We start from the raw sequence: 24,494 nt of genomic DNA, 5'->3' as shown, positions 1-24,494 counted from the left end.
GCCAGCTACGGTGCGCGGGTGATCCTGCTCACTGTCGGCTTGGTTCTGTTGGGTGTCTTCGCACTTCGGTTCCATCTGGACCGGCGGCGGCTGAGCAACGGAATCTACCTACTGCTTGGGGTGGCGCTGCTCGGCGCGTGGGTGCTCAGCTCGGGTAACGACATCGATCTGACGCGCGCCTTGGTCGGGCTGCTCGTGGTGCTGTCACCGCTGGTGGTGTTGGTGCTGGCCGGGCTGCTGCTCGCCAACGGCATGCAGATGGTGCGCCGCGAGGGGCTGCGGATCGCGAATCTGCTCTCGATCGGTCCGGGGATCGTCCTGCTGGTGCCCTATGTGCTGCTCGGCGTCGCCATCGCGACCGGCAGCCTGCGCTCGGTCCTGCTGGCGTCGCTGGGGCTGGCGGTGAGCTACTTCGGGTTCGTCTTCACCGGCTTTGTGTTGTACTCGCTGCTCTACGGATCAATGCCGTACAAACCGGGAATGGACGCGATCGTCGTACACGGCTCGGGCCTGGTCGGCGCGCGCGTGTCGCCGCTGCTCGCCAGCCGGTTGGACCGGGCGATCCAGATCTACTGGGCCGAACTCGCGGAGGGCCGCCGCCCGGTGATCATCGCCAGTGGCGGTAAAGGCTCCGACGAGGCGGTATCGGAGGCCGCCGCGATGGCGGACTATCTCCGGGCCCGCGGCATACCCGACGACAGCGTGGCCACGGAGGCCAGATCGACCACCACCCGGGAGAACTTGCTCTTCATCAAGCGGCTGCTCGGCGAGCGCGGCACGTCGACCCGCATGGTGTTGGTCACCAGCAACTTTCACGTGCTGCGCACGGCGATTCTGGCCCGCAGGCTGAAGCTGGACGCCGAGGTGACCGGCGCGCACACCGCCTTCTACTACCTGCCGAGCGCGATCCTGCGTGAGTTCGTCGCGATCGTGGTCGCCTACAAGTGGACCAACGCCATCACCTGCCTGACACTCGCCGCGTTGCCGCTGCTGCTGGCCTTGGCCACCACCGGCCGCTGAGTCAGGAGGCGTCGACGCGTTCGTGCACGGTCAGCAGCAGGTGATCGAAGCGATTGCGGAACCCCACGCTGTCTTTGCTGAGCATCCTGAGTTCGTCGACGAACTGCGCGGCGAGATCACGCAGCTTGGTGTTGGTCTCCTGGGAGCGCCAGCGCAGCACCCGGAACGCCTGATCCGCGTTCACCCCGTAGGCGAGGATCAACGCGCCCTTGGCCTGCTCGATCACGGCGCGCGCCTCGATCACCTCCGGCAGGATCTCCTCGAGCACCTCCTGCCGCTGCTCCTCGAGCCGTTCGGTCACGTCGACGTAGTAACCGGACGTGCCGATCGCGGTGCCGTCCTCGTCGACCGTAAGGTCGCCGACCACGACGACCTCACGGACCTCGTCGTTGGTGTCGATGATCCGGTGCCTGCCGCAGAACGGTTGCCCGGTCTCCGCCGCGGCGGCGATGCAGCTCGCGACATGTTCCCGATCGTCCGGGTGCTTATGGGACAACAGCAGCTCGGTCGTCGGTTTCACGGTCCCCGGCTCGTAGCCGTACATCGCCGCCAGCTCATCGGACCATTCCCACCGCTGGTCGGCAAACCAGAAGCGAAACCAGCCGGGCTCGGCGCACGCGTCGATGCCGATGGTCTCTTCCATCGCGCTCACCGCGTCCGGTGGAACTTCCTCGCCCAGCGTCACCGCTCCAGTATCCGCCGAAACACTCGTGCTTCGGACCCCGACCCACAAATACGCCGCACCCGGAACACTCGGCCACGACCCGCAAGATCGTCTGGGATGGGTAAATCGAGAAGCGCAGCCTGATCACACGGGTTGTGCCATGCTCGTCACCGTCGGCGAATGTGGTTGCACCCCAGGCTGATCGCGAGGAGAAACATGAGCCTTGTTCCGTCGTTGCGGCGCCTCGGATCGGCGACGCTGGCCGGTGTGCTGGTCATGACCCTCGCGGCCTGCGGGGATGCCGGGCCCGACGCGCCCGCGGAAACCAACGCTCCGGTCGCGACCACACCGATGGCCGACGAGACCGCCTTCGTCTCGGTCACCGACGTCGAGCCGACGATCCTGGTCGACGCGCGCTATTACGGGGAGCACAACTTTCTCGGCACCCGGGTGACCGGTTACGAGGCGCCCCGCTGTTTGCTGACCAAGCAGGCGGCCGCGGCACTGGCGGCGGTGCAGCGGGAATTGCAGCCGATGAGCCTCTCGCTCAAGACCTACGACTGCTATCGGCCGCAGCGCGCCGTCGATCATTTCGTCGCGTGGGCGAAGGATCTCGGCGATGTGAAGATGAAAAAAGAGTTCTATCCCGCCGTGGACAAGGCGAATCTGTTCCGCGACGGCTACATCGCCGAGAAATCCGGGCACAGCCGGGGCAGCACCGTGGATCTCGCCATCGTCGCCTTGCCCGCGACCGACCCGGAACCGTACCGGGACGGGGATCCGCTGCGCGAATGCTTCCTGCCCACCGAGCAGCGGTTCCGCGACAACATCCTCGACTTCGGCACCGGCTACGACTGCTTCGACCCGGCCGCACACACCGCCAATCCGGCCGTCGGCGGCACCCAGCGGGCCGTGCGCGCGCTGCTGGCGGAGCTGATGGAAGAACACGGGTTCACCAATCTGGCCGAAGAATGGTGGCACTTCACCCTGAAGGACGAGCCGTTCCCGAAGACGTTCTTCGACTTTCCGGTGCGCTAGCCGTTCTTCTTCGCAGGTCGCGGCCTGCTCCTACACTGAAAAACAGCGGCACGGTCGACCGCAGGAGCGCCACGGCAATTCCGCGATCGGCATCTCTCCCAGACCCGACCCGCCCAGGGCCGCAGCAGCAGGCCCGTTTCCCGGAGGAGGCGGCATGCCCGATCCATCGCACCTGAAGATCTGCCTATTCGGCCAGGGGTGCACCTGCCCCACCGTCACCCTGTTCCTCGCGCCCGAACCGCTGATCCCCGGCGGCAGCATTCTGCACCTGCTCGAACAGGCGCCGCTCGCCGCCGGAACCGCCGCGCCGACCCCGGATGCCGACCTGGTCGACCTGGTGCAGACCGACTCGACCCATGCCGATCCGGGCCCGCTGGTGCGCACCGAATTCCGGGCGTTCCGTTCCGGCCTGCCCGACCCGCACGAGATCCGCACCATCCTGCACGACCGGCACATCACCGACACCGCACCGGTCGGGCTCGATCTCGACGACCCAGCCGAAATGACCCGGCTCGCCCTGCTCCCCGAGCGCCCCATCGGATTCCGGCGCACCGAGGACTTCCAAGAGGAAGCCATCCGCCGCGCCATGCTCGCCGTGTACCGGCACTTCCAGGTGGACCAGCGAATTCGCCTGACCTATCACGGTTTCGCCGACCCGGCGACCGGCTGGTTCGCCCTGCGCACCGCGATCGCCTGATCGAGTCAGTCCTTGCGGGCCATCCCGCCGTACGCGCCGGACCGTTCGGGATGGTCGCCGACGTCGGCCGGATTGTCGGGACGCCACAGCGGCAACTGCACCAGCCCCGGCTCGAGCAGGGTCCAGCCCTGGAAGAATTCGGCGATCTCGAGCTTGGTACGCAGCACGATCTCGGTGGAGGTGCGCCCGGACAACTTCTGCGCTTCGAGGACTTCCTCGGGTTGCCCGTCGGCCGTGGCGTGGGTAATCGCCAGATAACTGCCGGGTGCGATCGCGTCCCGCAGCCGCGCGATACAGCCCGCGGGATCGGCCGCGTCGGGGACGAAATGCAGTACACCGAGCGCCAATACGGCCACCGGCTGGTCGAAGTCGAGCAGCCGCGCCACCTCCGGGTCGGCCAGAATGGCGTCGGGATCGCCGATGTCGGCTTGCACGACAGCGGCGGCGGGATTTCCCTCGAGGATGGCCCGGCTGTGCGCGACCGCGACCGGGTCGATGTCGACGTAAACCACACGGGCCGACGGGTTTACCGCCTGGGCCACCTCGTGCACATTACCGACGGTCGGGATGCCGGAACCGATATCGAGGAACTGATCGATGCCTGCCTCGACCAGGAATCGCACGCACCGACGCAGCAAATCCCGGTTGGCGCGCATGGTCTCGGCGACATTGGGCGTGAATTCCTCGATCTGCCGGGCCAACACTCGGTCGATCTCGAAGTTGTGCATGCCGCCGACGAAGTAGTCGTATACGCGAGAGGCGCTGGGACGATCCAGATCGATACCCTCGGGTGCCCAACTCGGTCTGGTCATCAATCGCCAACCCTTCTCGAAACATCGCCTGCCAGCGACGAAAGCATCGCCATCGTAGCCGGGTTCGCGAGTGGCCGCAGTTGGGCGGAGCTCCGCAAATCGGACTACGATCGGACGTTATGGCGTGGGATGCCGGGAGCGGTTCTGATCCTGGCGGACCGCACGCCGAACTGGCCGGGAAATGGGCGGCCGCACTCGGTGGCGGGCCGCGCAATCACGTCGTGCCCATGAGCTCGGCCGAAACCCGCACCCTGCTGACCACGCTGGCCAAGGAATTCGTCGACATCGCGGCGAATCAGGGACCCACCGATCGAGTCGCCGGACTCGGCGGTGAGCTCGCCCGCTCGCATTTCGTCGGTGACGAGGTGCTCGGGCGCAGTCTCGCCGTACTCAATACCTACCTCGTCGACGGAGGCGCGGTCTCCGCAGATCGAGCCGCCGAGTTGCTGGCCGCCTTTGCCACCGGTTATCTGCGCGCCTTCCGCGCGTGGCTGCTTGCCGAGCAGGAAAGCGTCCGGGCCGCAGACATCACCGCCCGCAGGCTGGTCGAGCAGCAACTGCGGTCCAGTGAGGCGCGGCTGCGCGCGGTGTTCTCCCAGGCCGGCATCGGCACCGGGCTTTCGGACATGACCGGCCGGATCATCGAGGTCAACAACGCCTTCGCCGGCATGCTCGGCTACCGGCCCGAGGAGATGTGCCGGCTGTCGGTCACCGATCTGACCCACCCCGACGACGGTCCCGACATGTGGCAGAAGTACGCCGGGGTGCTCTCCGGCAAGTACGACAACGTGCAGTTGGAGAAGGCCTACCGGCACCGCGACGGCGGCACGGTGTGGACCCACATCAACGTCTCGCTCATCCGCGACGAACACGGCAAGCCGCAGTACACGCTGGTGCTGGTCGAGGACGTGTCCGAGCGCCGCGCGCTGCGCGAGCGGTTGCACTACCGGGCCCACCACGATCAACTCACCGGCCTGCCGAACCGGTCCCGCTTCTTCGACGCGCTCACCGCTGCCTACGCCGACAGTGTTCGGGTCGGGCTCTGCTACATCGATCTCGATCACTTCAAAACCGTCAACGACACCTTCGGCCACACGGTCGGTGACGAATTGCTCGCGCAGGTCGCCGCCCGGCTCAACGCGTGCGTCAACCGATCCGATCAGCTCGTCGCGCGCATGGGTGGCGACGAATTCGTCGTTCTCATCCCGCATTCCACCGGCGTCGAGGAAGCGGCGGGGGTGGCCAGGACGGTGTTGCACGCGCTGGCGCAACCGTTCTATGTCCATGAGCATCAGCTGACCGTCACCGCGAGCATCGGCGTGATGGAGGAGCGCGCCGACCGGATGTCGGCCACCGACTTCCTGAAGGCGGCCGACACCAGCATGTACTGGGCAAAGGCCGCGGGCCGCGGGCGGTACGCGATCTTCGACGCCGATCGCGGCCGCCGCGAACACACCAGCGCCGAACTGTCGGCGGCCATGCCGTCGGCGCTCCGGGACGGCGAGTTCTACCTCGACTATCAGCCGATCGTCTCGCTGGCGAGCGGGCAGACCGTGGCGGTCGAGGCGCTGGTGCGCTGGCGGCACCCGGATCTCGGCATTCTCAGCCCGGCCCGATTCGTCGACCTCGCCGAGGACAACGGGCACATCGGCGCGCTCGGCTCCGTGGTGCTGGAGACGGCCTGCCGCGCCAGCCGCGAGTGGCACGATCGCTATCCGCAGACGCCGACGGTCAGCGTCAACGTGTCCGCGGCCGAAGTGGCCGATCCCGCCTGGCTGGACCACGTCCAACAGGTCATCGCCGAAACCGGGATGGACGCGAGCCTGCTGCAACTGGAGCTGACCGAGCGGGCGTTCATGCAAACCACCGGACGGCCGCTGCGCGCGCTGCACACGCTGGCCGACGCCGGGGTCCGCATCGCCATCGACGACTTCGGCACCGGCTACTCCAATCTGGCCTACCTCGGCCAACTTCCGCTGCACGTGGTCAAACTCGCCGGCCCGTTCATCCAGCGCATCCGCACGCCGGACACCGCGAGCCCCACCGACCTGCTACTCCTCGAGACGATCATCGATCTCACGCACGCCCTCGGCTTTACCGTCACCGCAGAGTGCGTCGAAACCCGCCACCAGGCCGACCAACTCCGCGACCTCGGCTGCGACACCGCCCAGGGCTGGCACTTCCACTATCCGATGCCCGCCGAACAGGTGACGACGCTGCTGAGCATGTCCGATCTCCGGCTGAGCTGAAAACGCTCACTGCCGCAAGAATTCACACCTGGGCGACGGTGTGCACGGTGCCGGTCGGATAGATCATCCGGTCCGGTGGGTTGCTGGTGCGGCGGGCCAGCGGGTAGTAGATGGCGGCGGTGAACACGATGCCGACGATCCAGGAAATGTCTGCGCCGCCGAGCATTTCGGTGACCGGGCCGGTGTAGAGCTGCTGGGCCAGGAAGGGGATCTGGGCCAGCACGCCGAGCGTGTAGCAGGCCAGAGCGGTGCTGTTCCAGCGGCCGTATCGGCCGTCGGGGTCGTAGAGCGCGGGGATGTCGATGCGTTCGCGGGAGATCAGGTAGTAGTCGATCAGGTTGATCGCGCTCCACGGGGTGAACACCATCAGCAGGGTGAGCACGAAATTCTTGAAGTTGCCGAGGAAGTCGGCGCTGGCTCCGATCGCGACGAGCATCGACACGGCGGTGAAGCCGACGATGTAGGCGGCCCGCGCGAACGGCGTGGTGCGTGACTGCCCGTTGAACGCGGTCACCGAGGTCAGGATCGACATGAACCCGCCGTAGGCGTTGAGACAGTTCACCGTCAGCTTGCCGACCACGATCACCAGATAGATCAGCAGCGCGAGCACGGCAGGCCCGGCGAGGTCGCCGATGAAACCGACCTGGTTGCCCAGGAACGCTTTCCCCGCCACCGCCGCGACCAGCGCGCCGAAGGTCATCGACCACTGGGAGCCGAGCACGGTGCCCGCGAAGGTCCCCAGGAAGGTGGTCCGGTCGCTGGTCGAGCGCGGCAGGTAGCGCGAGTAGTCGGCCACGTACGGCCCGAAGGTCAGTTGCCAGCCCGCGCCGAGTGAGATGGCGAGCACGAACGTCGCCATCTCGAACGGCTTTACACCGACGTAGCTACTCACGTCGTATTCGGTGAACAGCCGGACGGCGAGGTAGCTGAAACCGACGACGCCCACCACCGTGGCGATCCGCCCGACCACGTGGATCAACCGATAGCCGGTCACCGCCACCACCGCGGTGAGCGCGCCGAAGACAAGGATGCCGACCGTCGCGTTGTCGATGTGCAGGATCTTGTTCACCGCTTGACCGGCCAGCACCGTGCCGGTGGCGGCGAACCCGAGGTACATCACGATGACGAGCAGCAGCGGCAGCACCGCCCCGAACACCCCGAATTGTGCTCGGCTGGAGATCATTTGGGGCAACCCGAGCCGCGGGCCCTGCGCCGAGTGCAGTGCCATCACGATGCCGCCGAGGATGTTGCCGATGAGCAGGCCGACTATCGCCCACAGCGCGTCGGCGCCGAACACCACCGCCAGCGCACCGTCGACGATCGCGGTGATCTGCATGTTCGCCCCGAACCAGAGGGTGAACTGGTTGATGGGCGTGCCGTGCCGTTCGGCGTCGGGGATCACCTCGATGGTGCGGCGCTCGATCGATGCGCCCGCGTCGAGTTGCTCGTGCGCCATAGGCCCGCCTTCCGTCATCCGGGAACAGCTGGAAGTGCGGGAGAGCCCGGCGAGCTGTCACTGCGTCCGAGTATCGCGCACACTGGTCGGTCTCGTACTTCTTTGCACCACAGACCGACCGGGCGCAGCCTGCTACGGCGTAGACAGTTCGCGAGGCCGACCGGTCGGCGGTTCGGATCGAATGCGCCGGATCAGCCAGTAGACCGGCTCCGCGAGAATGCTCGCCAGACGGGTGTAGGGCCAGATCGCGACGAACAGCATCAGGACCAAACCGCGGGCCTGGTAGATGAACGGCGCGTGCACCATGGCTTCGGGATTCGGGTGCAGCGTCCACAGCGACCGGAACCAGGTGAACAGGGTTTCGGCGGTGCGATAGCCGTTCCCGGAGGAGTTGGGGTCGAATTTGATCGCCACCCGCGTCAGCAGACCGGCCACCAGCATCGGGAAGGTGATCCGGTCCAACGGGCTGATCACGTGCCGGCCCGGGCTGCCGATCATGTCGGGCACGAACAGCAGCACCGCGCCGACCGTTGCGACCACGACGGCGCACACCTCGACGGCGACAATGACGACATAGAACGTGTTGTCGGGGTGCGAGTTCGGCCCGGAGACGAGCAGATCGGTGAGCCGGGCGGCAATCATGCCCGCCATTCCGACGCGAAATGCGGTACCGCCGATCCGCTGCGCCCGGTCGGCTTCCGGACCGGTGCTGTACCAGCCGAATCGGTCGTGCCGATATCGCCAGAAATGACCGATGATGAACGACAGCAGCGCACTGTAGGGCAGGACAATCCACAGCACCGACATCATGCCGTCCCCGCCTTCGTCATCGAATCGAGAAATAAAAACTATCCGAGGTACGCACCACCTTCGCAGAGAGTGGGCCGTCGAACAAGGGCCGGACGGCCCTCACGTTCAATGGCGATTGTCGTTGTGGCCGAACGGCATCGGGCAATACGGGGTCTCCGCGCAGGTCGGCAAGTCGTGGCAGCCCGCGGCGAGTGCCGCTTGCAATGTTGTCTTGATCTCGGTCAGCTCGGCGAGTTTCGCGTCCACTTCGGCCAGTTTCGCGGCGGCACGGGTCGGTAGGTCGGCGCCGGTTCGGGTGCCCTCGAGCAGATCGGCGACCTCCTCGAGCCGGAAACCGAGCCGCTGGGCGGTCTTGATGATGCGCAGCGTCGTCACCGTCTCCGGCGGATACATTCGATGTCCACCCAGCGATCGATCGGGATCGCGCAGCAATCCGCGGCGCTCGTAATAACGCAGGGTCTGCACATTCACTCCGGCCGCCGCGGCAACCTGCCCCGTTCGTAAAGCCTTGTCATTCATGTATTCGCGCCCTTGCCCGCTCGGTGAGCGCATCGAGGACCTCGACCTGACTGTCGGCAACGCCGATCCGCATGACCACATCATCGCCCACCGTGGTGAACGCGAAGTCGAAAAACGAACAGCACTCGGATTCGCGGGCGGCCAGATCCCGGCCTAGTTCTTCGGCGTCGGAAACAATCAGCAGATCGAGCCGGGTGGGGCGTGCCCGGCGCACCTCCCGCACCGATTCCGCGAAGAACCGATCGAACTCCGCGGTGCGCAAGGGCTGTTCGGCGGTCGGCAACGTGCACGACTCGGCGGCCCAGTTTTCTGAATTATCGATCATAAAGCCACGGTAAGTCCGTACCACGGTACCGATTGCAACCCTTGATATCGCGCCGGACGAGTCAGGCCGAAGCGATCGCGGTGATCAGCGTGCGGGACGCGATGGTGCGGGTGGTGATGAGCTGGGTGAAGGTCTTGGGTTGCTCGCCGGGGTACTGCTGGGTGAGCTTGACCTCCCAGTGCGCCAAGCCGTCATCGCCGTCGCGGGTCCGGGTGATCTGCACGCAGTAGCGGGTGCCGACCGGAATCTGGTTGATGCCGCGCTGGATCTGCTCGGCGGGCGACACGATGGCGTTGTCGGCGACGACCGCGCGGGCCCGGTAGCCGGAGCGTTCCACGTAGTAGGCGTATTCGAAGGCGAGGATGGCGTCCGGACCGTTGGCGGTGCCGCCGGGGTCGGTGCCGGAGACGGAGTCGGCGGTGCGCTTCTGCTCGCAACCCTGGGTCGCGATCGCCGCAGGCTGTGCGGGCACCGTTGTCGTTGTGGTGGTGGCGATTCCGGTGGTACCGCGGGCGGGGATCGTACCGGTCTCCTCGGCCGCAGGCGTGTCGGTGCCGAACCCGTGCACGGCGGTGTACAGGATCGAGACGACCGCGATCGCGACACCGAGCACGATCAGGACCGCGAGCACCTTGTTGCCGCCGCGCGGCTGCTCGCGACGCCGGGTGGGGTGGCGCAGCGGGACGCCGGGGTGGATGCCGGACCGGTTGATGATCGCGGGCGGCGGATTGACGTTGTCCTCCGGGCCTTCGGCGGTGAACTCGGCTACCCGCGTGCGCCGCCGGTCCGGCTCGACCGGCGGTGGCTGCGACGGCTCGACCACCGCGGGCTGCGGGTCGAGCCAGTGCTCCCAGTCGCCGGTTCGCCGGGGCCGCTCCGGGGTGGGTGGCTCGAACACGGCGACCTCCGGATCTCGGCGACGCACCGGTGCGCGGCGGCCGGACGGGCGCCGCCGCCGTCGCGCCTTACCGGTGGGTGTGCGCAGCATGGGCAAGCCCATGTCGAACGGATTGCCCTGCCCCTCTTGCCGACCCGGTGCGTTCGGGTCAGAGGGTGTCATCGTCGTAGTCGCCGAGGACCGGGGTCACGGCGACCGCGGCCGTCGGCACGGTGACGCCGAGCTGGCCGTCCTTGGGCTTGTGCTCCTGGTCGTCCGGGCGCGGTGGCGGCGGCAACGCCACGCCACCGCCGGTGCCCGGATGGCTCTGCTGATCCGGGTTGCCCGACCGCGACGGGGTATCCGCCGGGGCCTGCGCTTGCGGCGCCGGAGCGGGCGCGGGCCTGGACTCCGGTGCCGGTGGTGGTGGCGCCTCGACCTTCGCCGACGGCGCGGAGCCGTGCTGCGCGGGCGGGATCACCGTGCCGGGTCCGGACGGTGCTGACGGGGTGGACGGCCGGGCGCCCGCACCGAAGTCGAACAGCTTCGGCGAGGCGCTCGAGTTCGGCGTACCGCTCGACTGATCCCCGGCGGTGCTGCCCGGGCGGATCGCCTCCTGGACAGCCGTGTCCGCGCCGGCCGCCACGGTGTCGATGGCGTGCGTGCCGACCTCGGCGACCTTGTCGACGATATGCGTGCCGACGCCGGCGATCTTGTCGATGATGTTCGTGCCGATGTCGACGCCGGCGTTGATGGCGGCGGTACCGAGTTGCACGCCCGCGGAGATGAGTTGCTGTTGCAGCTGGAGTTGCGCGGCCAGGGCCGGATCCGCAGGCTGCGTGGTGCCGCCGATACCGGGCGTAATGGTGCCGGGGACCGTGGTGCCGGGGACGAATTGGCTTGTGCCGCCAGGGATGAACTGGCTCGTGGTGCTCGGCTGCGCGGCGGTGACGCCGGACGGCTGAGTAACGGTGAGTGGTCCCATCCGGTCCAGTCGCCTGCTGTGGTCGTCCATCTCGGTCTGCGCGACGTTGACCGTGGTGAGCGCGTCGCGCAGCGCCTGGGTGGCCCGCGCGATCACCGCGTCGGTGTCCGGGGCGGCGGTGGCGTTGCCGAGGATCTGGCGCGCGTCACGCCGGAAGTCGGCGATGATCTGATCCACCGTGCGCGCGGCGCGGGCGCTGGTGGCGTGCGCGTCGCCGAGCACGCTGAGATACGCCGGTCCCCGGTCGGAGATTTCGCCGATCTCGGTCTGCGTGGTGCGCAGTGCGGGTACCGCGGCGTCGGCGCCGCGGGAGGTCCATGTCGACTCCAGCGCGTGCAGGCCGTCGCGGTGCGGGCCTTCCACATCGGCGGCCTGGGTGGAGGCGGCCGACAGCGCGCTCGTCGCGGTCTGATTCGGGGTACCGACACCGGTGCCGAGACTGGCGCGCAACTGGAGCAGCGGGCGCACCAGCGCGGCGACGATCGGCGGGTCCACGTTCGGATCCTGATACGTGGTCACGGGCGCGACGGTGTCGGCCGGGGCGGCTTGGGACCGCCTGCGTAGTCCGGTCAGGCTTCTCATGTCAGCGTCTCCCCGGTCCGGGTGATGGCACCCGCGGTGTCGGCATCGATGCCCTGCATGTCCGAGGTGTAGCCGCGCAGGATCTGCCCGTAGGTACCGACGAGTTGTCCTGCGGTGGACAGCGCCTGGGCGTGTTCGGATACCGCCGTGGCGAACCGCGCGGCGAAATCGGCGCCGACCAGCCCCAGGTCGGCGGCCAGCTGGTCTTGATTCACCGCCCCGGAGGCGACCGCGGCCGCCGAGGCCAACTGTTGGGAGACCGCGTCCGCGATCGCGGTGTAAGCGGCCACCGCCGCCGGATCCAGCTTCAGCGTGTCCACCGTTCCCCTCCCGGGTTCCCAGTCTTTCGCTACCGCGACATGATTCGATGACAAGCCTACTGCGCGACCTGGACACCCTGCGTCCGATCGTCGCTAGTCCGTTCCGCCTGAGTATGGCAACCAACGGGCACGATGTCATGCGCTGGCGCGGCCGCCGACTCGACGGCGCGTCCGAATTCCCGCGCTGCGTGCGATTCTTCCGGTGCGGGCGGCGCATCCGGACCTACGCGGGGCAATCGGCCGACGCAGCACTTTTACGAAAAAATCCGGAAGCTCCTCCACGCTCTTCCCGGCAGCCTTAGGCTTGACTCTTTGTGCGCGACAGAGCAGGCGGGGACGGACGGCTCGGCGCGACCCGGTATCCATGGCGCGCCATCGCGGTCTACGCACACCTCGCGCGCGCGGGTTTCCGACGGCAGTCGCAGTACCGGCTGGCGATGTTCGCAGGTCTTTTCACCAACTGCGTTTTCGGTTTCGTGCGCGCGGCGGTGATGCTGGCGGCCGTACGCGCCGCCGGCGATTTCGGCGGCTACGACGAGGGTTCCATCGGCGCGTACGTGTGGCTCTCGCAGGGGTTGCTCGGCGCGATGCAGTTCATGGGTCCACCCTTGGACCTGGCCGATCGGGTGCGCAACGGCGACATCGCGATCGATTTCCTGCGTCCGGTGGATGTCCAGTTCGGCTATCTCGCCGGTGATCTCGGCCGGGCGGCCGCCACCATGCTGCCGCGCGGAGTGCCGAGCGTGCTGATCGGCGTGCTCACCTTCGGGCTCGTCATGCCGAGCACGCCCGGCCCGTATCTGCTCGGTGCGGTGAGCGTGCTCCTTGCCGTCGCCCTGTCGTTCCTCTGCCTGTTCGGCGTCGCGCTGATCGGATTCTGGGTGGTCGAGACCCGCGGCATCCGCGTGCTGTATCAGGTCGCAGGCACGTTCCTGGCCGGACTCTTTGTGCCGGTGCATATGTTCCCCGCATGGCTGCGCACCGTCGCGCAGGCGACGCCGTTCCCCTCGATCCTGCAAGCGCCGATCGATGTGCTGTCCGGGCGGATCACCGGGATGGCGGCGGTGAGTGTGGTTGCCGTGCAGGTGTTCTGGGTGCTGGTCGTGGGCGGCACGGGCCGGCTGCTGCTGGCGGCCGGGCGGCGCAAATTGGAGGTGCAAGGTGGTTGAGCCGAGCACCGTGCGGGCCGGGACCTGGGCCACCCCGTACGCGGCGGTGCTGCGCTCGCGGATCCGCGCCCAGCAGTCCTACCGGCTGTCGTTCGCCAGCGAGGTTTTCAGCGCGTTCCTGATCGGTCTGGTCGAGTTCGCCGAGGTGTGGGTGATCTTCCACAACGTCCGGGTGCTCGGCGGCCTCGATCTGAACGCCGCACTGCTGCTGTTCGGGTTCGGGCAGTCGACGTTCGCGTTGGCTCAGGTGGTCTTCGGTCATCTGGACACCCTCCCGACGCTGATTCGGATGGGTCAGCTCGACGCCTATCATCTGCGCCCGCAACCACTGCTGCTCCAGCTCATCACCAGCGACATCTCGCTGCGCCGCTTCGCCCGTGCCGCCGTCGCGCTGGTGGTGCTCGGATTCGGGCTGCTGCGCAACGACATCGACTGGAGCCCGGCCACCGTCCTATTGGTGCTGCTCACCCTGGTCAGCGGTATCGCTTTGTTCGGTGGCGTTTTCGTGTGCGCCGCCGGATTGCAGTTCTTCCTGATCGACGGCGCCGAACTCACCAACAGTTTCACCTACGGCGGCTCGTTCGCCGCGGTGCAACCCGCCACCGTATTTCCGATCCCGCTGCGGCTGCTGTTCGGCTTCGCCATTCCGGTCTGCTTTACCGCCTATCTGCCGACCATCGCCCTGCTGCGGCTGCCCGGCCCCGCGCTGTTGCCCGCGTGGCTGGCCTGGTGGTCGCCGCTGGCGGTGCTCTGGGTGTGGCTGCTGGCGCTGAGCTGCTGGCGGTTCGGTACTCGGCACTATCAGGGAGGCGGCGGATAACGTGGCGGATTCCGGCCTTTCGGACCCGATCATCGAGATCGAGGACCTGACAAGACAATTCACCCTGTACCGCAAGGACGGCCGCCGCTGGCGCAGGCGGCGCGCGACGCTCACCGCGGTGGACCGGATGACCTTCCGGATCGAACGCGGCACGGCGGTCGGCTATATCGGCGCGAACGGCGCGGGCAAGTCCACCACCATCAAGATGCTCACCGGCATCTTGGTGCCGACCGCGGGGCGGGTACGCACCTGCGGGCTCGAACCCGTCCGGCAGCGGCGCGAACTCGCCGCCCGGATCGGGGTGGTGTTCGGGCAGCGCTCCCAGCTCTGGTGGGATCTGCCACTGCACGAATCGTTTTCGATCCTCGCGGCCATTCATCGGCTCGATCCGGACGTCGCGCGCAAGCGTAAACACGAGCTGATCGAGCAGCTGGAGATGGCCGACACGCTGGACACCCCGGTGCGCCAGCTCTCGCTCGGCCAGCGCATGCGCGCAGAAGTGGCTGCGGCGCTGCTGCACTCGCCCGAACTGGTGATCCTCGACGAGCCGACCATCGGCCTCGACGTGCTGTCCAAGCAGCGCCTGCGCGAGTTCCTGCGCGCCGAACGGGCCGACCGCGGCACCACCCTGCTGCTCACCACCCATGACATGGGCGACATCGAAAGGCTTTGCGGCCGTGTGCTCGTGGTGGATCACGGCTGCCTGGTCTACGACGGATCGCTGACCGGGCTGGCCGCCACGGTGGGCGCCAGGCGCGTGCTCGTCGTCGATCTGGCCGAGCCCGCACCGGATATCGACGACCTACCCTGCGCGCAACTGCTGGGCTCCGAGGCCGGCGGGATGCGCCAGCGGCTGGCCTTCGATCCGGAGCAGACCACGGCCGCACAGCTGCTCGCGCTGGTGTCCGACCGGGCCGAGGTGCGCGATCTGTCCATCGAGGAACCGGAGATCGAGGACGTGGTCCGCCGGATATACGAGTCCGCCCGCTGACTCAGCGGGCGGACTCGGTCGTGGGACTTGTTGCTGCTCAGCCTATTTCGGGGTCCCGGGCACCCTGGTCGAGCCGGAACGGCGGGTACTCGTCGCGCAGGAGCGTGGCGTAGGCCTGCACCCGGATGCTCCACCGGTTGATGCCGACGACGAAGTCGTACACACCCTGCGGGTAGCGCGCGGTGAACAGCAGCCCGATCACCGCGACGAGCAGCAGGATGCTGATCAGCGTAATGCCGCTCGCACCGGACCATCCGTCATCGTCGTCATACATATAGAACGCCATGCCGCCCGTCGTCATCGCGGCGAGAATCAGGTAGTGCGGAATGGCGAGCAGCCACCATTTCACCAGCACCAGACCGCGATGCAGACGCTCCGGATAGTCGATCGCGAGATCCGCCGGGTATTCGTCGCTAGGCTGCAGGCTGAACGGCGGGTACTTGTCGGTGCCAAGCACGGACAGTGCGTAGAACTCGACCCGCCAGGTCCAGCGCATGACCCCGACATTGAAGTCGAACATCGCCCGCGGGTATTTCCCGGTGATCAGAATCGCGAAGAACGCGATCACGGTCACGACGAAGTAGGCGATGTGCAGAAACAGCAGCACGATGTAGTGCGGAATGGCCAGCAGCCACTTGACCAGCCACATCCACCGCGACAATGCGGGATCCAGATCCCCTCTGACGCGAATCGGATTGACCGGGATGGCCGGCTTCGCAGTGTAGTCAGGGCTTTGAGGTTCCATGATCGATGCTCCTTTCAGGTGCTTTCGATCCACGCCACAAACCAGGTGCGGAATATCTGCGATTCTCGCGTATTCGACGACTACCGACGCCACGATCGGATATCGACACGCCAACAAATAGGTGCACACTAGTTCAGCGCATCCCAGACCCCGCCATAAACGCCCGATAGGCGGGAACCCATTCTGCCCTTCGTTATCCCAGCGGCCTGTTCAACGGCACGTTCACGAAGCTGGGCGCCGACGGGTCGAGCACGAGGTGTTGCGGTGCCGCCGCGTTCAGGACGCCACCGTCGAACAGCATCGGCGGTGCGAGGAAGCCGCGGGGGAAATTGCTCGCGAAGACGTTGACGCGCAACCGATGTCCGGGCTGTAGCACGGCGTCGACCGGGTTGACGGCGACGTCGAGGACGGTCGGCTGTCCCGGCACCAAGGTTTGCCGGTCGGCGAGCGTCAGTTTGTACACGGTGTGCGTGTAGTCGCCGTCGGCGTCCTTCGCGCTCTTCGCCTCGTCCACCGCGCGCAGCGAGGCCGCGAGTTGCCCGCTCGCCAGCACCGTCGACTGACCGTTCGGGGCGACATCGTTCACGGTGACCGCCCAGTAGCCCTCGATGTTGTCGTACATCGTGTTGAGGTGCACGGTGATCGGGCCGGACAGCACGGTGGGCTGCTCGACCGGCGCGCCGGTGAAGGTGAGGCCACCCAGCTCGTGGATGCGGTCGTCGCGCCCGCAGAAATTGAGCAGACCGATCACGCCTGCGGATTCGACCGCCGCGTCCCGCGAACACAGCGAGGTGAGGCCCGCGACCGGTGAAACCGTCAAACGAGCTGTGCCCTCGGGTGTTTCGGCACTGAGCGAGCCGTCGTAGACACTGGTCGCGGTGCCGCTCGGAGTGGGCGAGAGATACATGCGCTGGTAGTCCATGCCGGGCCGGGGGAACGCCGGCGCGGTGGTCCAGCCGCCGCCCTGCTGCCATAGCGCAACCGGCCCGTACTCGTCGATGCCGTTGTCGATGCCCTTGAGCCACTTGTCGTACCAGGCCATCTGGAGCACGTCGAGCCGCGGCGGCCGACCCGGATTGCCGAGGCCGGAACCGGGATTGAAGTGATAGGTGTCGCCCATGATCAGCTTCTTGCGCTCCGGCGGCAGCGGGAGGTCGGCGAACGACCGGGCACTGGACGAGGCGAAGATGTCCTGCCAGCCGCCGTAGGCGAAGGTCGGTACCTGAATCCGCTCCGGATGACTGTCGGTGAACGCAGAGCGTAACGAGCTGCCCGGCAGCAGCTGCTCTTTCAGCGGCGCGGGCACCGAATCGACGCTGAGCGACAGGGCCATCAGGATGTAGTCGAAGAACTCCAGCGGCGTGGCCACCCGATCCTGGAGCCATTTCAAGTCCAGGTGGCCGAGCGCTATGCCGACCGGGTCCGGGAAATTCGAGATCAGGTCGACGCCCGCGATATACAGCGGACCGAACAACCCCAATCCGCCGCCGGGGAAGGCGACATCGGTGAGGGTGTCGGTGCTGCCCTCGACCGGGAATATCGCTTTGAGCGCAGGCGGATTCTGTTCGGCGGCTTTGAATTGGTTGATGCCGGAGTACGAGATGCCGGACATCCCGATATTGCCGTCCGACCACGGCTGCTTGCTCGCCCAGTCGATCATTTCGAGGGTGTCCTGGCCCTCCCTGCTCTGGAAGAACTGCCAGGCGCCCTGCGAATATCCGGTGCCGCGTACATCGGCCACGATGTAGGTGTAGCCGTGCTGCACCAGCTTGCGGTCGGCACCGAAGGTCCGCGCGGCGCCGCCGCTGAGTGCTCTGGTCAGATCGGTGATCGAGTCGAACGGCGTACCCGCGAAGTCGAACCGGTTGACCAGCTCGATCAGCGCGTCCGACAGCACCGGGATGTTGAGGGCCAGATCCGCGATCAGGGACACGAATTTCGTGTACGGGGTGAGGTCGACGATGGTGGGCAGCGGCTCGGTCACGATGTGGCCCGCGGCGTCGACCGGCCGATAGATGTTGGCCTTCAGCACCGTTCCGTCGCTCATGGTGATCGGCACGTCGAAGTCGATGTGCACCGGCCCCGGGTACTTCGCCGGACCATCGTGCGCGGCGGTCCACTGCCTGCCGAGCTCACCCCCGTCCGGCGCCGATTCCGCGACCGCGGTGCTCGGTACGACCCACAACGCAGCCATGGCGGCGGCGACCACCAGCGCTCCCACCCGACCCAACCCGCGACGAAATGTCCTCATCGACCTCGACCCTTCTGGCTGCCCAGCTTAAAAACACTGCCGTACCTATGTCGGGTGCGAGAGTAACCGGGACCACATCGAATGGACAAGTATGAGTCGGATCACTGGCGCGAGGTGTCTATCCTCAGGGGATGGGACTCGAAGCCGGTGTCGACCGCGGCCGCCTGCCACGTGGCACCCACGGCATGGCGCCGGAGGCGGTGGCCCACTCGCAACGCATGCGGATGTATCTGGGGGTACTGGAGGCGGTCGCCGAGCGGGGTTACGCCGCAACGACTGTCGGCGATATCGTGGCCCGCGCCAACGTCTCGCGGCGCACCTTCTACGAGCTGTTTCGCGGCCGGGACGACTGCTTCGCCGAGGCCTTCGAGGCGGCCGTCGGGCTGGTGCTCGGCGAACTCGCAGGCAGCGTGCAGGCCACCCCACGCAGCGAGTGGCGCGCGCTCATCCGCACCACGCTGGAGACCTACCTGCATGTTCTGGCCGAGAACGGTATCTACGCCCGCGCGCTGCATATCGAATGCCTGGTCGCCGGGCCGGTCGTCGCCGAGCAGCGCCGTCAGATGAAAACGTTACTGGCGCATCGCATGCACGCGGCTTTTCGCATCGGTCGCGCCGAGGGCGATATTCCGGTGGACATTCCGGCGGAAATATTCGACGCGCTCATCGGCGCGGTCGACGATCGTATTCGCGACTGCCTGGAAGGCCCTGGCGCCCAGGCGCTCCCCACCCTGAGTGCACATCTGTACCAGATCACCATGGCGCTGTTCGGCGTTCCGGAATGGGACGCCTAGCCGGGACCGCTCCCCTGCGCCGAATACAGGCTCACTTCGCCGTCCTCGCTGAGGAACGCATTGACCAGCATGATGCGCTGGGCCTGCAGATCGTCGGTGGCCGGCGCCTCGGTGGTGATCGAAATCTGCGGTATAGCCGCCCAGTTCACCACGTAGCGCTCGGGCGGTCCGTTGTCGTCGGAGAGCCTGGCGAGGCGGAAGACCGACACGGTCTTGCGAACGATGAGCGTGCGCACGACCTCTCCGATTCGCTCGGGGTCTTCCAGCGCGAACATGAACCCGAATGTGAGCTCGGGCGATGACACGTAGGCGGGCACGAACACCGAGGCTAGCGGATCGACCGAGACCGCGCAGCCGCCGCGCCGAACCGGTTGCTGATCGTGCGCCCGTCCACCCTTGTCGGAGATACCGACGGTGCACTCATGTGACCGATCCGTAACGGACCATAACGATTTACAAGCGGCTTTCGGATTCGTACACCATACTATTGCGCCGATTCGGCAACCGCGCTTTCCTGAAAGAGTCCCGATTATTCGGGCCGTCTTCCTCATCGCATCGTCGCGGATTTCCCGGTTTCTTTGCCGTGCTGGTGGACTATGGGGGTGACGTCCGAGCTCGGGACTGCGCCGGAGCCGAGGGGTGCCCCTCCCCGAAATCCCCCTCGGCCCTGGCGCATCCAGATCGGGATAGATACCGCAGGGGTGTACGCACATGCCGACCGAATACGCACGCGTCCGTATCGGGACAGAAGAACTGCCGCCACCCGCTGAACTCTTGCGCGCCTTCCGCGAACCCGACGATCCCAACCGGCGCCGACACAGCGTGCTCAGCGCCGCCCGGCAGCTCGTCGAGTGTCACGAGCGGCGGCACAAGGCAATCGAAGCGGCGCACGCGCCCGACGCCTCGCCGGGGCGGGTCGCGGCGTGCACCCAGCGGGTGGAGGACATCGACGGGCAGCGCGCCGAACTGGTCGGGCAGATCGACGTGTGGGTGGCCGACAATGTCGAACACCGCGGCGGCGCCTCGCTGCATACCGAGACGCTCGGCGCGGTGATCGATCGGATGGCGGCGAAATGGGTTGCGGCACAACGAGCTCTGCGCCGAGCGCCGCAGCAGCGGGCCCGCCCGGTGCAGGTGGACGGGGAAGCCCACCTGCAGTGGTGCAGGCTCGCCGAATTGACCGACGGCTACCGCGATCTGGTCACCGACGTCACCGAACACCGGCGCAGGCTGCCGGTGTGGTGATCAGCGGGTCTCGTCGACTCCCGGCTCGACCACCTCGGCGTCGACGAACGACGTCTCGGTAGCGACCGGCGGCGTCGGCGCCGCGGGTGCCGGATCGTCGTGCTCGAGATCCACCTCCCGCCGCGCCTCGGCGGCATCGCGCCGAGCCGCGGCGGCGGCCTCGTTCATCTCGATGGCGTCGGTCACCCACTCACCGATCTCCTTGGTGACCTCCGCGACGGTGCCCGCGATGATGCTCGCGATATTGCCGACATGTTTGGCGCCCGAAGACGTCAATTCTTGAATGAGGTCCTTGTTGCTTTCGAATTTCCCGATCATTCACACGCCCACTTCGGTTGCCTTTCGCTGACGCATCACGATAACACCGGGAGACGGTTCGCTCTTGACCAAGCTGGGCGGCAGTGCAAGCTTGAAAATTTTCAGCCAGACCGAGCCGATCTGCTTGCTCAACGAGCCGGTGTTGTACGGGAGTCCGTACTTTTCACACAATGCGCGAACCTCCGGTGCGATGTCCGGATAGCGGGCCGCCGGGATGTCCGGGAACAGGTGGTGTTCGATCTGGTGCGACAAATTGCCGGACATGATGTGGAACAGTTTGCCGCCGGTGATGTTGGCCGAGCCGAGCATCTGCCGGATGTACCACTCGCCGCGGGTCTCGTCGGCGGTCTCCTCTTCGGTGAACGTCTGTACGCCGGTGGGGAAGTGACCGCAGAAGATGATCGAGTACGCCCAGACGTTGCGGACCAGGTTCGCGGTGACGTTGCCTGCGAGCGTGCTGAGGAACAGCGGACCGGTCAGCGCCGGGAAGATCAGGTAGTCCTTCAGCGCCTGCTTGCCCGCCTTGCGGAACTGGCCCGTGACGAGCCGCTTGATGTCGGACCACTTCCGCTTGCCGCGCACGATGTTCTCGACCTCGAGGTCGTGTGCCATCACGCCCCACTCGAACAGCATCATCAGCGCGAAGGCGTAGAGCGGCTGGCCGAGGCGCAGCACGTTCCAGGACTGGCTCTCGTCCATCCGCAGGATGGAGTAGCCGATGTCGCGGTCCTTGTTGTGGATGTTGGTGTAGGTGTGGTGGATGTAGTTGTGCGAGTGCTTCCACTGGTCGGCCGGGCAGACCGTATCCCATTCGAAGACACGGGAATTCAGGCCGGGCTCACGCATCCAGTCGTACTGGCCGTGCATGACGTTGTGGCCGATCTCCATGTTGTCCAGGATCTTCGACACGCTCAGCGCGGCGACGGCGGCCAACCAGACCGGCGGCAAGAAGCCGAGGTACATCAGGCCGCGCCCGGCGATCTCGAAACCGCGCTGCGCCTTGATGATCGAGTAGAGGTATTCGCGGTCGCGGTCGCCGAGGTCGGCGACCACCTTGGCGCGCAGTTCGTCGAGCGCCTTGCCGAGTTCCTCGATCTGGTCCGGGCTCAGTACCAGCGGGCCGTCTTTGGTTTCGGTCAGGATTGTCATTCGATTAATCCTTTGCTCGGGTTCAGATGTCGATGTCGACGTCGCCAACAGGGGCGTTGATGCAGAGCTGGATGGGCTGATCCGGATCACTGTCGGTCTCGCCGGTGCGCAGGTTGCGGGTGCAACCGGTGCGCCGAACCGCGGTGCAGGAGAAGCAGATTCCCATCCGGCAGCCGTACTCCGGGGTGAGTCCGGCGGCCTCGGCCTGCTCGAGCAGGGGCGCGCCGCTGTTGTCCGCGGCGACACCGCTGGCCGAGAAGCGCACCGTGCCGAAGGCCTCGTCCGCGTCGACCGGGGTGAGCGAGAGGGTGAACTCCTCGGTGTGCAGCCGATCGTCGAGCTGTTCGGCCTCGTAGATCTTGCGCACCGAGTCCATCAGCGACTGGGGGCCGCAGACGTAGGTGTGCGCGTCGGCGAACCACGGTGCCACCCGCTCCAATTCGTCGTAGTCGAAGTATCCGCTCGACTTCGCCGTCGCCACGTCGACCCACGGCGCCGAGGAGTCGACGCCGGTGGTGTCGGGCCGCCACGGATGGCGCAGCTCGATGCGAAAGTTCGAGTGCCGCTTCGCGATCGCGTCGAGTTCCGCGCGGTGCGGAACCACCTCGGGCGATTTCGCGTAGTGCAGGAAGACGACCTCACCCGGGTAGCCCTCGTCGGCCAGGGTGCGCAGCATCGACAGCACCGGCGTGATGCCGCTGCCGCCGCTGATCAGCAGCACCCGCTCCGGGCGCGGGTCGGCCAACCGGAAGACACCGGCGGCCTGTTCGAGATCGACCACCATGCCGGGTGTCGCGTTGCGGGCGAGGTACTGCGAGACCAAGCCCTCCGGGTGCGCCTTGACGGTCAGCTGGATGTGCCTGCCCCGGCCGCCCGCCGGGTTCACCGGCGAATAGCAGCGCGTGTGGCGGACACCGTTGATCACCACGCCGATCTGGACGTACTGCCCGGCGGCGTGGCCTTTCCATTGCCGGGTGGGGCGCAGCGTCAGGGTCACCGACCCCGGGACCGAACGGTCGACCCGGATGATCTCGGCGCGCATCTCCCGCGCGGTGAGGGTCGGGCGCACGAGTTCCAGATAACGGTCCAGCGGATGCGGCGTGGTCAGGGTCTGCACCAGGTTGATGAGATCCACCATTCGTTACTCCGTGCCTCTATGTCGGGGCTGTTCGACTTGCAGGAGCCGCGACGTTGCGTTCCAATTTCAGTGCACGTCTGTACACTCAACTAGTGTGACTGATGACCGGGGTCTGGTGTCAACCGGCAAAACATGTGACGCGAACAACATCTGGAGATAAGACGAATGGTGAACGGATGTATGCTCACCGTGATGACTGAGCAGGCAGAAACCCGAGGCGAGCGCAAGGAGCGCACGCGACAGGCCCTACTGGACGGCACCCTCGCACTGGCTGCCGACCGTGGCTTCGCGGCGCTGAGCCTGCGTGAGATCGCCCGCTCGGCAGGCATCGTGCCGACCGCCTTCTACCGGCACTTCGCGTCGCTGGACGACCTCGGCGCGCAGCTCGTCGACGACGGCATCACCGCGTTGCGCCTCGCGCTGCGCGAAGTACGGCGCAAACCGGACGCGAGCCTGTCCGACACGGTGCGATTCGTGTTCGCTCAGGTGGAGCCGAAACGCGAACTGTTCGGCTTCCTCACCCGCGAACGGCACGGCGGATCCGCGGCACTGCGCAAATCGATCGCGCTGGAACTACAACTGATCGTCCGCGAACTCGTCGCAGACCTCTCCCGCATCCCGGCGCTGGATTCCTGGAGTCACGCGGACCTGGAGATCGCCGCCGACCTCCTGGTCGCGACGGTCACCGACGGCATCGTCGCCTACATCTCGGCGCTGCCCCGCGAACGGGACGCCATCATCGATCGCACGGTGCAGCAGATGCGGTTGATCTCGCTGGGCATGGGTGCGTGGTGGCCGCCGAAGGAGCGGTAGCTGCCGCCTGGCCGCGGCATAGCCGGGTCCGACTTGCCTGATCAGCAGGCCTTGTCGCACTGACCGGCTACCTCGAATCGCACATGCATAGCCGCTGGTTCTGGGAACCTCTTCCCATGACAATGGCGGCCGAGGACATCGCGCGAGGTTCCCAGTTCGTCGACTACATCGGTCTGTTCGTGCCTGCGGGAGTCGTCACCGGAGCGCTGATCGCGGCGTTGGTCGCATGGTGGAATGAGCGAAGATCGCCCCTGGACGAGCTCAAGTCCCTCATCGAGATCCGCAAGGACTGGCCCGCATATCTCCAAGGGGTCGAGGCCGTCGACTACGAGATCGGCAGGCAGCTCGCCAAATTGCGCATCGCCGCCGACGTTGCCGACCTGCCCGGCTATCGCCTGCAGGTGGACAGCGGTCTGGCGGCGGTGCAGCAGGCGCGGCGGCGACGACAACGAACCACTCGTCGGCTCATGTTCTGGCTGACAATGGCCGTCATCGTCATCGGCGCCAGCCTCTACTGGTCCGAGCGGTACCCCGACCGTCCGGCGAACGAGCGAGTCTGGGTAGCTCTGATCGTCTTCACATTGGCTGGCCCGGTGTTGACATTGGCCCACGACCTCTGGGAAAGCAGACGCAAGAAGATCGCCCGAGCGGAGTTGCTCCGCGCCACGCAAGCCCGCAAAGGCCTATGACGCCGGCCCCAGGCACAG

26 protein-coding genes are annotated in these 24,494 nt (G+C 66.7%); 11 read left to right on the top strand and 15 right to left on the bottom strand.

Going from position 1 to position 24,494, the window contains the following annotated elements; translation table 11 throughout:
* The first annotated feature begins 18 nt into the window (after nt 1-18).
* On the top strand, nt 19-1,020 hold the full coding sequence (locus tag DMB37_RS28855) for a YdcF family protein (protein WP_135235360.1): 1,002 nt from the start codon (nt 19-21) through the stop codon (nt 1,018-1,020).
* 1 nt (nt 1,021) lies between these two features.
* Here DMB37_RS28855 and DMB37_RS28850 read toward each other — a convergent pair whose 3' ends face one another.
* Complete coding sequence (locus tag DMB37_RS28850) at nt 1,022-1,705, bottom strand: PAS and ANTAR domain-containing protein (RefSeq protein ID WP_135235359.1); 684 nt, start codon at nt 1,703-1,705, stop codon at nt 1,022-1,024.
* Nucleotides 1,706-1,900: 195 nt separating this feature from the next.
* Here DMB37_RS28850 and DMB37_RS28845 point away from each other — a divergent pair, with 195 nt between their 5' ends.
* Both DMB37_RS28845 and DMB37_RS28840 read left to right on the top strand, forming a co-directional pair.
* A complete protein-coding gene (locus DMB37_RS28845; protein ID WP_206055027.1) occupies nt 1,901-2,722 on the top strand; it encodes a M15 family metallopeptidase in 822 nt (273 codons plus the stop codon).
* A 154-nt stretch (nt 2,723-2,876) separates the two neighbouring features.
* On the top strand, nt 2,877-3,419 hold the full coding sequence (locus DMB37_RS28840; protein WP_135235358.1) for a hypothetical protein: 543 nt from the start codon (nt 2,877-2,879) through the stop codon (nt 3,417-3,419).
* A 5-nt stretch (nt 3,420-3,424) separates the two neighbouring features.
* Here DMB37_RS28840 and DMB37_RS28835 read toward each other — a convergent pair whose 3' ends face one another.
* Nucleotides 3,425-4,231, bottom strand: coding sequence for an SAM-dependent methyltransferase (locus tag DMB37_RS28835; protein ID WP_135235357.1), 807 nt, complete (start codon nt 4,229-4,231; stop codon nt 3,425-3,427).
* A gap of 119 nt (nt 4,232-4,350) precedes the next feature.
* On the opposite strand from DMB37_RS28835, the gene DMB37_RS28830 reads away from it, so the two are divergent.
* Nucleotides 4,351-6,480: a bifunctional diguanylate cyclase/phosphodiesterase gene (locus DMB37_RS28830; RefSeq protein ID WP_135235356.1), complete on the top strand. Its 2,130-nt coding sequence runs from the start codon at nt 4,351-4,353 to the stop codon at nt 6,478-6,480.
* A gap of 22 nt (nt 6,481-6,502) precedes the next feature.
* Here the strand turns inward: DMB37_RS28830 and DMB37_RS28825 are convergent, their stop codons facing one another.
* From DMB37_RS28825 to DMB37_RS28795, 7 genes are all read right to left on the bottom strand, one after another.
* Nucleotides 6,503-7,936, bottom strand: coding sequence for a cytosine permease (locus DMB37_RS28825; RefSeq protein ID WP_135235355.1), 1,434 nt, complete (start codon nt 7,934-7,936; stop codon nt 6,503-6,505).
* A 132-nt stretch (nt 7,937-8,068) separates the two neighbouring features.
* A complete protein-coding gene (locus DMB37_RS28820) occupies nt 8,069-8,746 on the bottom strand; it encodes a respiratory nitrate reductase subunit gamma (protein ID WP_135235354.1) in 678 nt (225 codons plus the stop codon).
* 105 nt (nt 8,747-8,851) lie between these two features.
* The gene (locus tag DMB37_RS28815; protein WP_135235353.1) at nt 8,852-9,265 is read right to left on the bottom strand and encodes a MerR family transcriptional regulator; all 414 of its coding nucleotides are present in this window, start codon (nt 9,263-9,265) and stop codon (nt 8,852-8,854) included.
* Nucleotides 9,258-9,590, bottom strand: coding sequence for a hypothetical protein (locus DMB37_RS28810; protein WP_135235352.1), 333 nt, complete (start codon nt 9,588-9,590; stop codon nt 9,258-9,260). The genes DMB37_RS28815 and DMB37_RS28810 overlap by 8 nt, the downstream gene beginning before the upstream one ends.
* Nucleotides 9,591-9,651: 61 nt before the next feature.
* A complete protein-coding gene (locus DMB37_RS28805; protein ID WP_135235351.1) occupies nt 9,652-10,650 on the bottom strand; it encodes a hypothetical protein in 999 nt (332 codons plus the stop codon).
* Nucleotides 10,637-12,034, bottom strand: coding sequence for a hypothetical protein (locus tag DMB37_RS28800; RefSeq protein ID WP_135235350.1), 1,398 nt, complete (start codon nt 12,032-12,034; stop codon nt 10,637-10,639). The genes DMB37_RS28805 and DMB37_RS28800 overlap by 14 nt, the downstream gene beginning before the upstream one ends.
* Complete coding sequence (locus DMB37_RS28795) at nt 12,031-12,354, bottom strand: hypothetical protein (RefSeq protein WP_135235349.1); 324 nt, start codon at nt 12,352-12,354, stop codon at nt 12,031-12,033. The genes DMB37_RS28800 and DMB37_RS28795 overlap by 4 nt, the downstream gene beginning before the upstream one ends.
* A gap of 314 nt (nt 12,355-12,668) precedes the next feature.
* Between DMB37_RS28795 and DMB37_RS28790 the strand changes: the two genes are divergently transcribed.
* From DMB37_RS28790 to DMB37_RS28780, 3 genes are all read left to right on the top strand, one after another.
* Complete coding sequence (locus DMB37_RS28790; RefSeq protein WP_135235348.1) at nt 12,669-13,523, top strand: ABC-2 family transporter protein; 855 nt, start codon at nt 12,669-12,671, stop codon at nt 13,521-13,523.
* Nucleotides 13,516-14,343: an ABC transporter permease gene (locus DMB37_RS28785; RefSeq protein ID WP_135235347.1), complete on the top strand. Its 828-nt coding sequence runs from the start codon at nt 13,516-13,518 to the stop codon at nt 14,341-14,343. Before DMB37_RS28790 ends, DMB37_RS28785 begins: the two co-directional genes overlap by 8 nt.
* Before the next feature lie 127 nt (nt 14,344-14,470).
* Nucleotides 14,471-15,334: an ATP-binding cassette domain-containing protein gene (locus DMB37_RS28780; protein ID WP_370465425.1), complete on the top strand. Its 864-nt coding sequence runs from the start codon at nt 14,471-14,473 to the stop codon at nt 15,332-15,334.
* 37 nt (nt 15,335-15,371) lie between these two features.
* On the opposite strand, the gene DMB37_RS28775 is transcribed toward DMB37_RS28780, so the two are convergent.
* Both DMB37_RS28775 and DMB37_RS28770 read right to left on the bottom strand, forming a co-directional pair.
* The gene (locus DMB37_RS28775; RefSeq protein WP_135235345.1) at nt 15,372-16,079 is read right to left on the bottom strand and encodes a DUF4389 domain-containing protein; all 708 of its coding nucleotides are present in this window, start codon (nt 16,077-16,079) and stop codon (nt 15,372-15,374) included.
* A 193-nt stretch (nt 16,080-16,272) separates the two neighbouring features.
* A complete protein-coding gene (locus tag DMB37_RS28770; RefSeq protein ID WP_240771697.1) occupies nt 16,273-18,330 on the bottom strand; it encodes a CocE/NonD family hydrolase in 2,058 nt (685 codons plus the stop codon).
* A 131-nt stretch (nt 18,331-18,461) separates the two neighbouring features.
* On the opposite strand from DMB37_RS28770, the gene DMB37_RS28765 reads away from it, so the two are divergent.
* Entirely contained in the window at nt 18,462-19,124 is a 663-nt protein-coding gene (locus DMB37_RS28765; RefSeq protein WP_107654698.1) for a TetR/AcrR family transcriptional regulator, read from the top strand.
* On the opposite strand, the gene DMB37_RS28760 is transcribed toward DMB37_RS28765, so the two are convergent.
* Nucleotides 19,121-19,447, bottom strand: a complete 327-nt coding sequence (locus DMB37_RS28760) for a hypothetical protein (RefSeq protein WP_228542196.1) — start codon at nt 19,445-19,447, stop codon at nt 19,121-19,123. The two genes, DMB37_RS28765 and DMB37_RS28760, sit on opposite strands and share 4 nt — an antisense overlap.
* A gap of 388 nt (nt 19,448-19,835) precedes the next feature.
* Here DMB37_RS28760 and DMB37_RS28755 point away from each other — a divergent pair, with 388 nt between their 5' ends.
* Entirely contained in the window at nt 19,836-20,369 is a 534-nt protein-coding gene (locus tag DMB37_RS28755; protein ID WP_135235344.1) for a DUF4254 domain-containing protein, read from the top strand.
* On the opposite strand, the gene DMB37_RS28750 is transcribed toward DMB37_RS28755, so the two are convergent.
* Genes DMB37_RS28750 through DMB37_RS28740 form a run of 3 tightly spaced genes read right to left on the bottom strand, consistent with a single transcriptional unit; the run spans nt 20,370 to nt 22,974 of the window.
* Entirely contained in the window at nt 20,370-20,687 is a 318-nt protein-coding gene (locus DMB37_RS28750; protein WP_135235343.1) for a hypothetical protein, read from the bottom strand.
* Nucleotides 20,688-21,836: an acyl-CoA desaturase gene (locus DMB37_RS28745; RefSeq protein ID WP_135235342.1), complete on the bottom strand. Its 1,149-nt coding sequence runs from the start codon at nt 21,834-21,836 to the stop codon at nt 20,688-20,690.
* Between the two features lie 22 nt (nt 21,837-21,858).
* Nucleotides 21,859-22,974, bottom strand: a complete 1,116-nt coding sequence (locus DMB37_RS28740) for a ferredoxin reductase (protein ID WP_135235341.1) — start codon at nt 22,972-22,974, stop codon at nt 21,859-21,861.
* A 192-nt stretch (nt 22,975-23,166) separates the two neighbouring features.
* On the opposite strand from DMB37_RS28740, the gene DMB37_RS28735 reads away from it, so the two are divergent.
* Together DMB37_RS28735 and DMB37_RS28730 are read left to right on the top strand one after the other, a co-directional pair.
* Nucleotides 23,167-23,787 carry a TetR family transcriptional regulator gene (locus tag DMB37_RS28735; protein ID WP_107660112.1) on the top strand — a complete coding sequence of 207 codons (621 nt, stop codon included), beginning with the start codon at nt 23,167-23,169 and terminating at the stop codon, nt 23,785-23,787.
* A 116-nt stretch (nt 23,788-23,903) separates the two neighbouring features.
* Nucleotides 23,904-24,476, top strand: a complete 573-nt coding sequence (locus DMB37_RS28730; RefSeq protein ID WP_135235340.1) for a hypothetical protein — start codon at nt 23,904-23,906, stop codon at nt 24,474-24,476.
* Nucleotides 24,477-24,494: the final 18 nt, after the last annotated feature.

Source organism: Nocardia sp. CS682, from assembly GCF_004634405.1.
Classification (GTDB): Bacteria; Actinomycetota; Actinomycetes; order Mycobacteriales; family Mycobacteriaceae; genus Nocardia; species Nocardia ninae.
The sequence above is the reverse complement of the archived record's forward strand: the minus strand, read 5'-3'. Positions and strand labels throughout refer to the sequence as shown.

Excerpts from the sequence above, each read along its gene's own strand:
- DMB37_RS28845 (WP_206055027.1), top strand. The coding sequence starts at position 1,901 with ATGAGCCTTGTTCCGTCGTTGCGGCGCCTCGGATCGGCGACGCTGGCC.
- DMB37_RS28840 (WP_135235358.1), top strand. The coding sequence starts at position 2,877 with ATGCCCGATCCATCGCACCTGAAGATCTGCCTATTCGGCCAGGGGTGC.
- DMB37_RS28835 (WP_135235357.1), bottom strand. The coding sequence starts at position 4,231 with ATGACCAGACCGAGTTGGGCACCCGAGGGTATCGATCTGGATCGTCCC.
- DMB37_RS28830 (WP_135235356.1), top strand. The coding sequence starts at position 4,351 with ATGGCGTGGGATGCCGGGAGCGGTTCTGATCCTGGCGGACCGCACGCC.
- DMB37_RS28825 (WP_135235355.1), bottom strand. The coding sequence starts at position 7,936 with ATGGCGCACGAGCAACTCGACGCGGGCGCATCGATCGAGCGCCGCACC.
- DMB37_RS28820 (WP_135235354.1), bottom strand. The coding sequence starts at position 8,746 with ATGATGTCGGTGCTGTGGATTGTCCTGCCCTACAGTGCGCTGCTGTCG.
- DMB37_RS28815 (WP_135235353.1), bottom strand. The coding sequence starts at position 9,265 with ATGAATGACAAGGCTTTACGAACGGGGCAGGTTGCCGCGGCGGCCGGA.
- DMB37_RS28810 (WP_135235352.1), bottom strand. The coding sequence starts at position 9,590 with ATGATCGATAATTCAGAAAACTGGGCCGCCGAGTCGTGCACGTTGCCG.
- DMB37_RS28805 (WP_135235351.1), bottom strand. The coding sequence starts at position 10,650 with ATGACACCCTCTGACCCGAACGCACCGGGTCGGCAAGAGGGGCAGGGC.
- DMB37_RS28800 (WP_135235350.1), bottom strand. The coding sequence starts at position 12,034 with ATGAGAAGCCTGACCGGACTACGCAGGCGGTCCCAAGCCGCCCCGGCC.
- DMB37_RS28780 (WP_370465425.1), top strand. The coding sequence starts at position 14,471 with ATGACCTTCCGGATCGAACGCGGCACGGCGGTCGGCTATATCGGCGCG.
- DMB37_RS28775 (WP_135235345.1), bottom strand. The coding sequence starts at position 16,079 with ATGGAACCTCAAAGCCCTGACTACACTGCGAAGCCGGCCATCCCGGTC.
- DMB37_RS28770 (WP_240771697.1), bottom strand. The coding sequence starts at position 18,330 with ATGAGGACATTTCGTCGCGGGTTGGGTCGGGTGGGAGCGCTGGTGGTC.
- DMB37_RS28765 (WP_107654698.1), top strand. The coding sequence starts at position 18,462 with ATGGGACTCGAAGCCGGTGTCGACCGCGGCCGCCTGCCACGTGGCACC.
- DMB37_RS28755 (WP_135235344.1), top strand. The coding sequence starts at position 19,836 with ATGCCGACCGAATACGCACGCGTCCGTATCGGGACAGAAGAACTGCCG.
- DMB37_RS28750 (WP_135235343.1), bottom strand. The coding sequence starts at position 20,687 with ATGATCGGGAAATTCGAAAGCAACAAGGACCTCATTCAAGAATTGACG.
- DMB37_RS28745 (WP_135235342.1), bottom strand. The coding sequence starts at position 21,836 with ATGACAATCCTGACCGAAACCAAAGACGGCCCGCTGGTACTGAGCCCG.
- DMB37_RS28740 (WP_135235341.1), bottom strand. The coding sequence starts at position 22,974 with ATGGTGGATCTCATCAACCTGGTGCAGACCCTGACCACGCCGCATCCG.
- DMB37_RS28735 (WP_107660112.1), top strand. The coding sequence starts at position 23,167 with ATGACTGAGCAGGCAGAAACCCGAGGCGAGCGCAAGGAGCGCACGCGA.
- DMB37_RS28730 (WP_135235340.1), top strand. The coding sequence starts at position 23,904 with ATGACAATGGCGGCCGAGGACATCGCGCGAGGTTCCCAGTTCGTCGAC.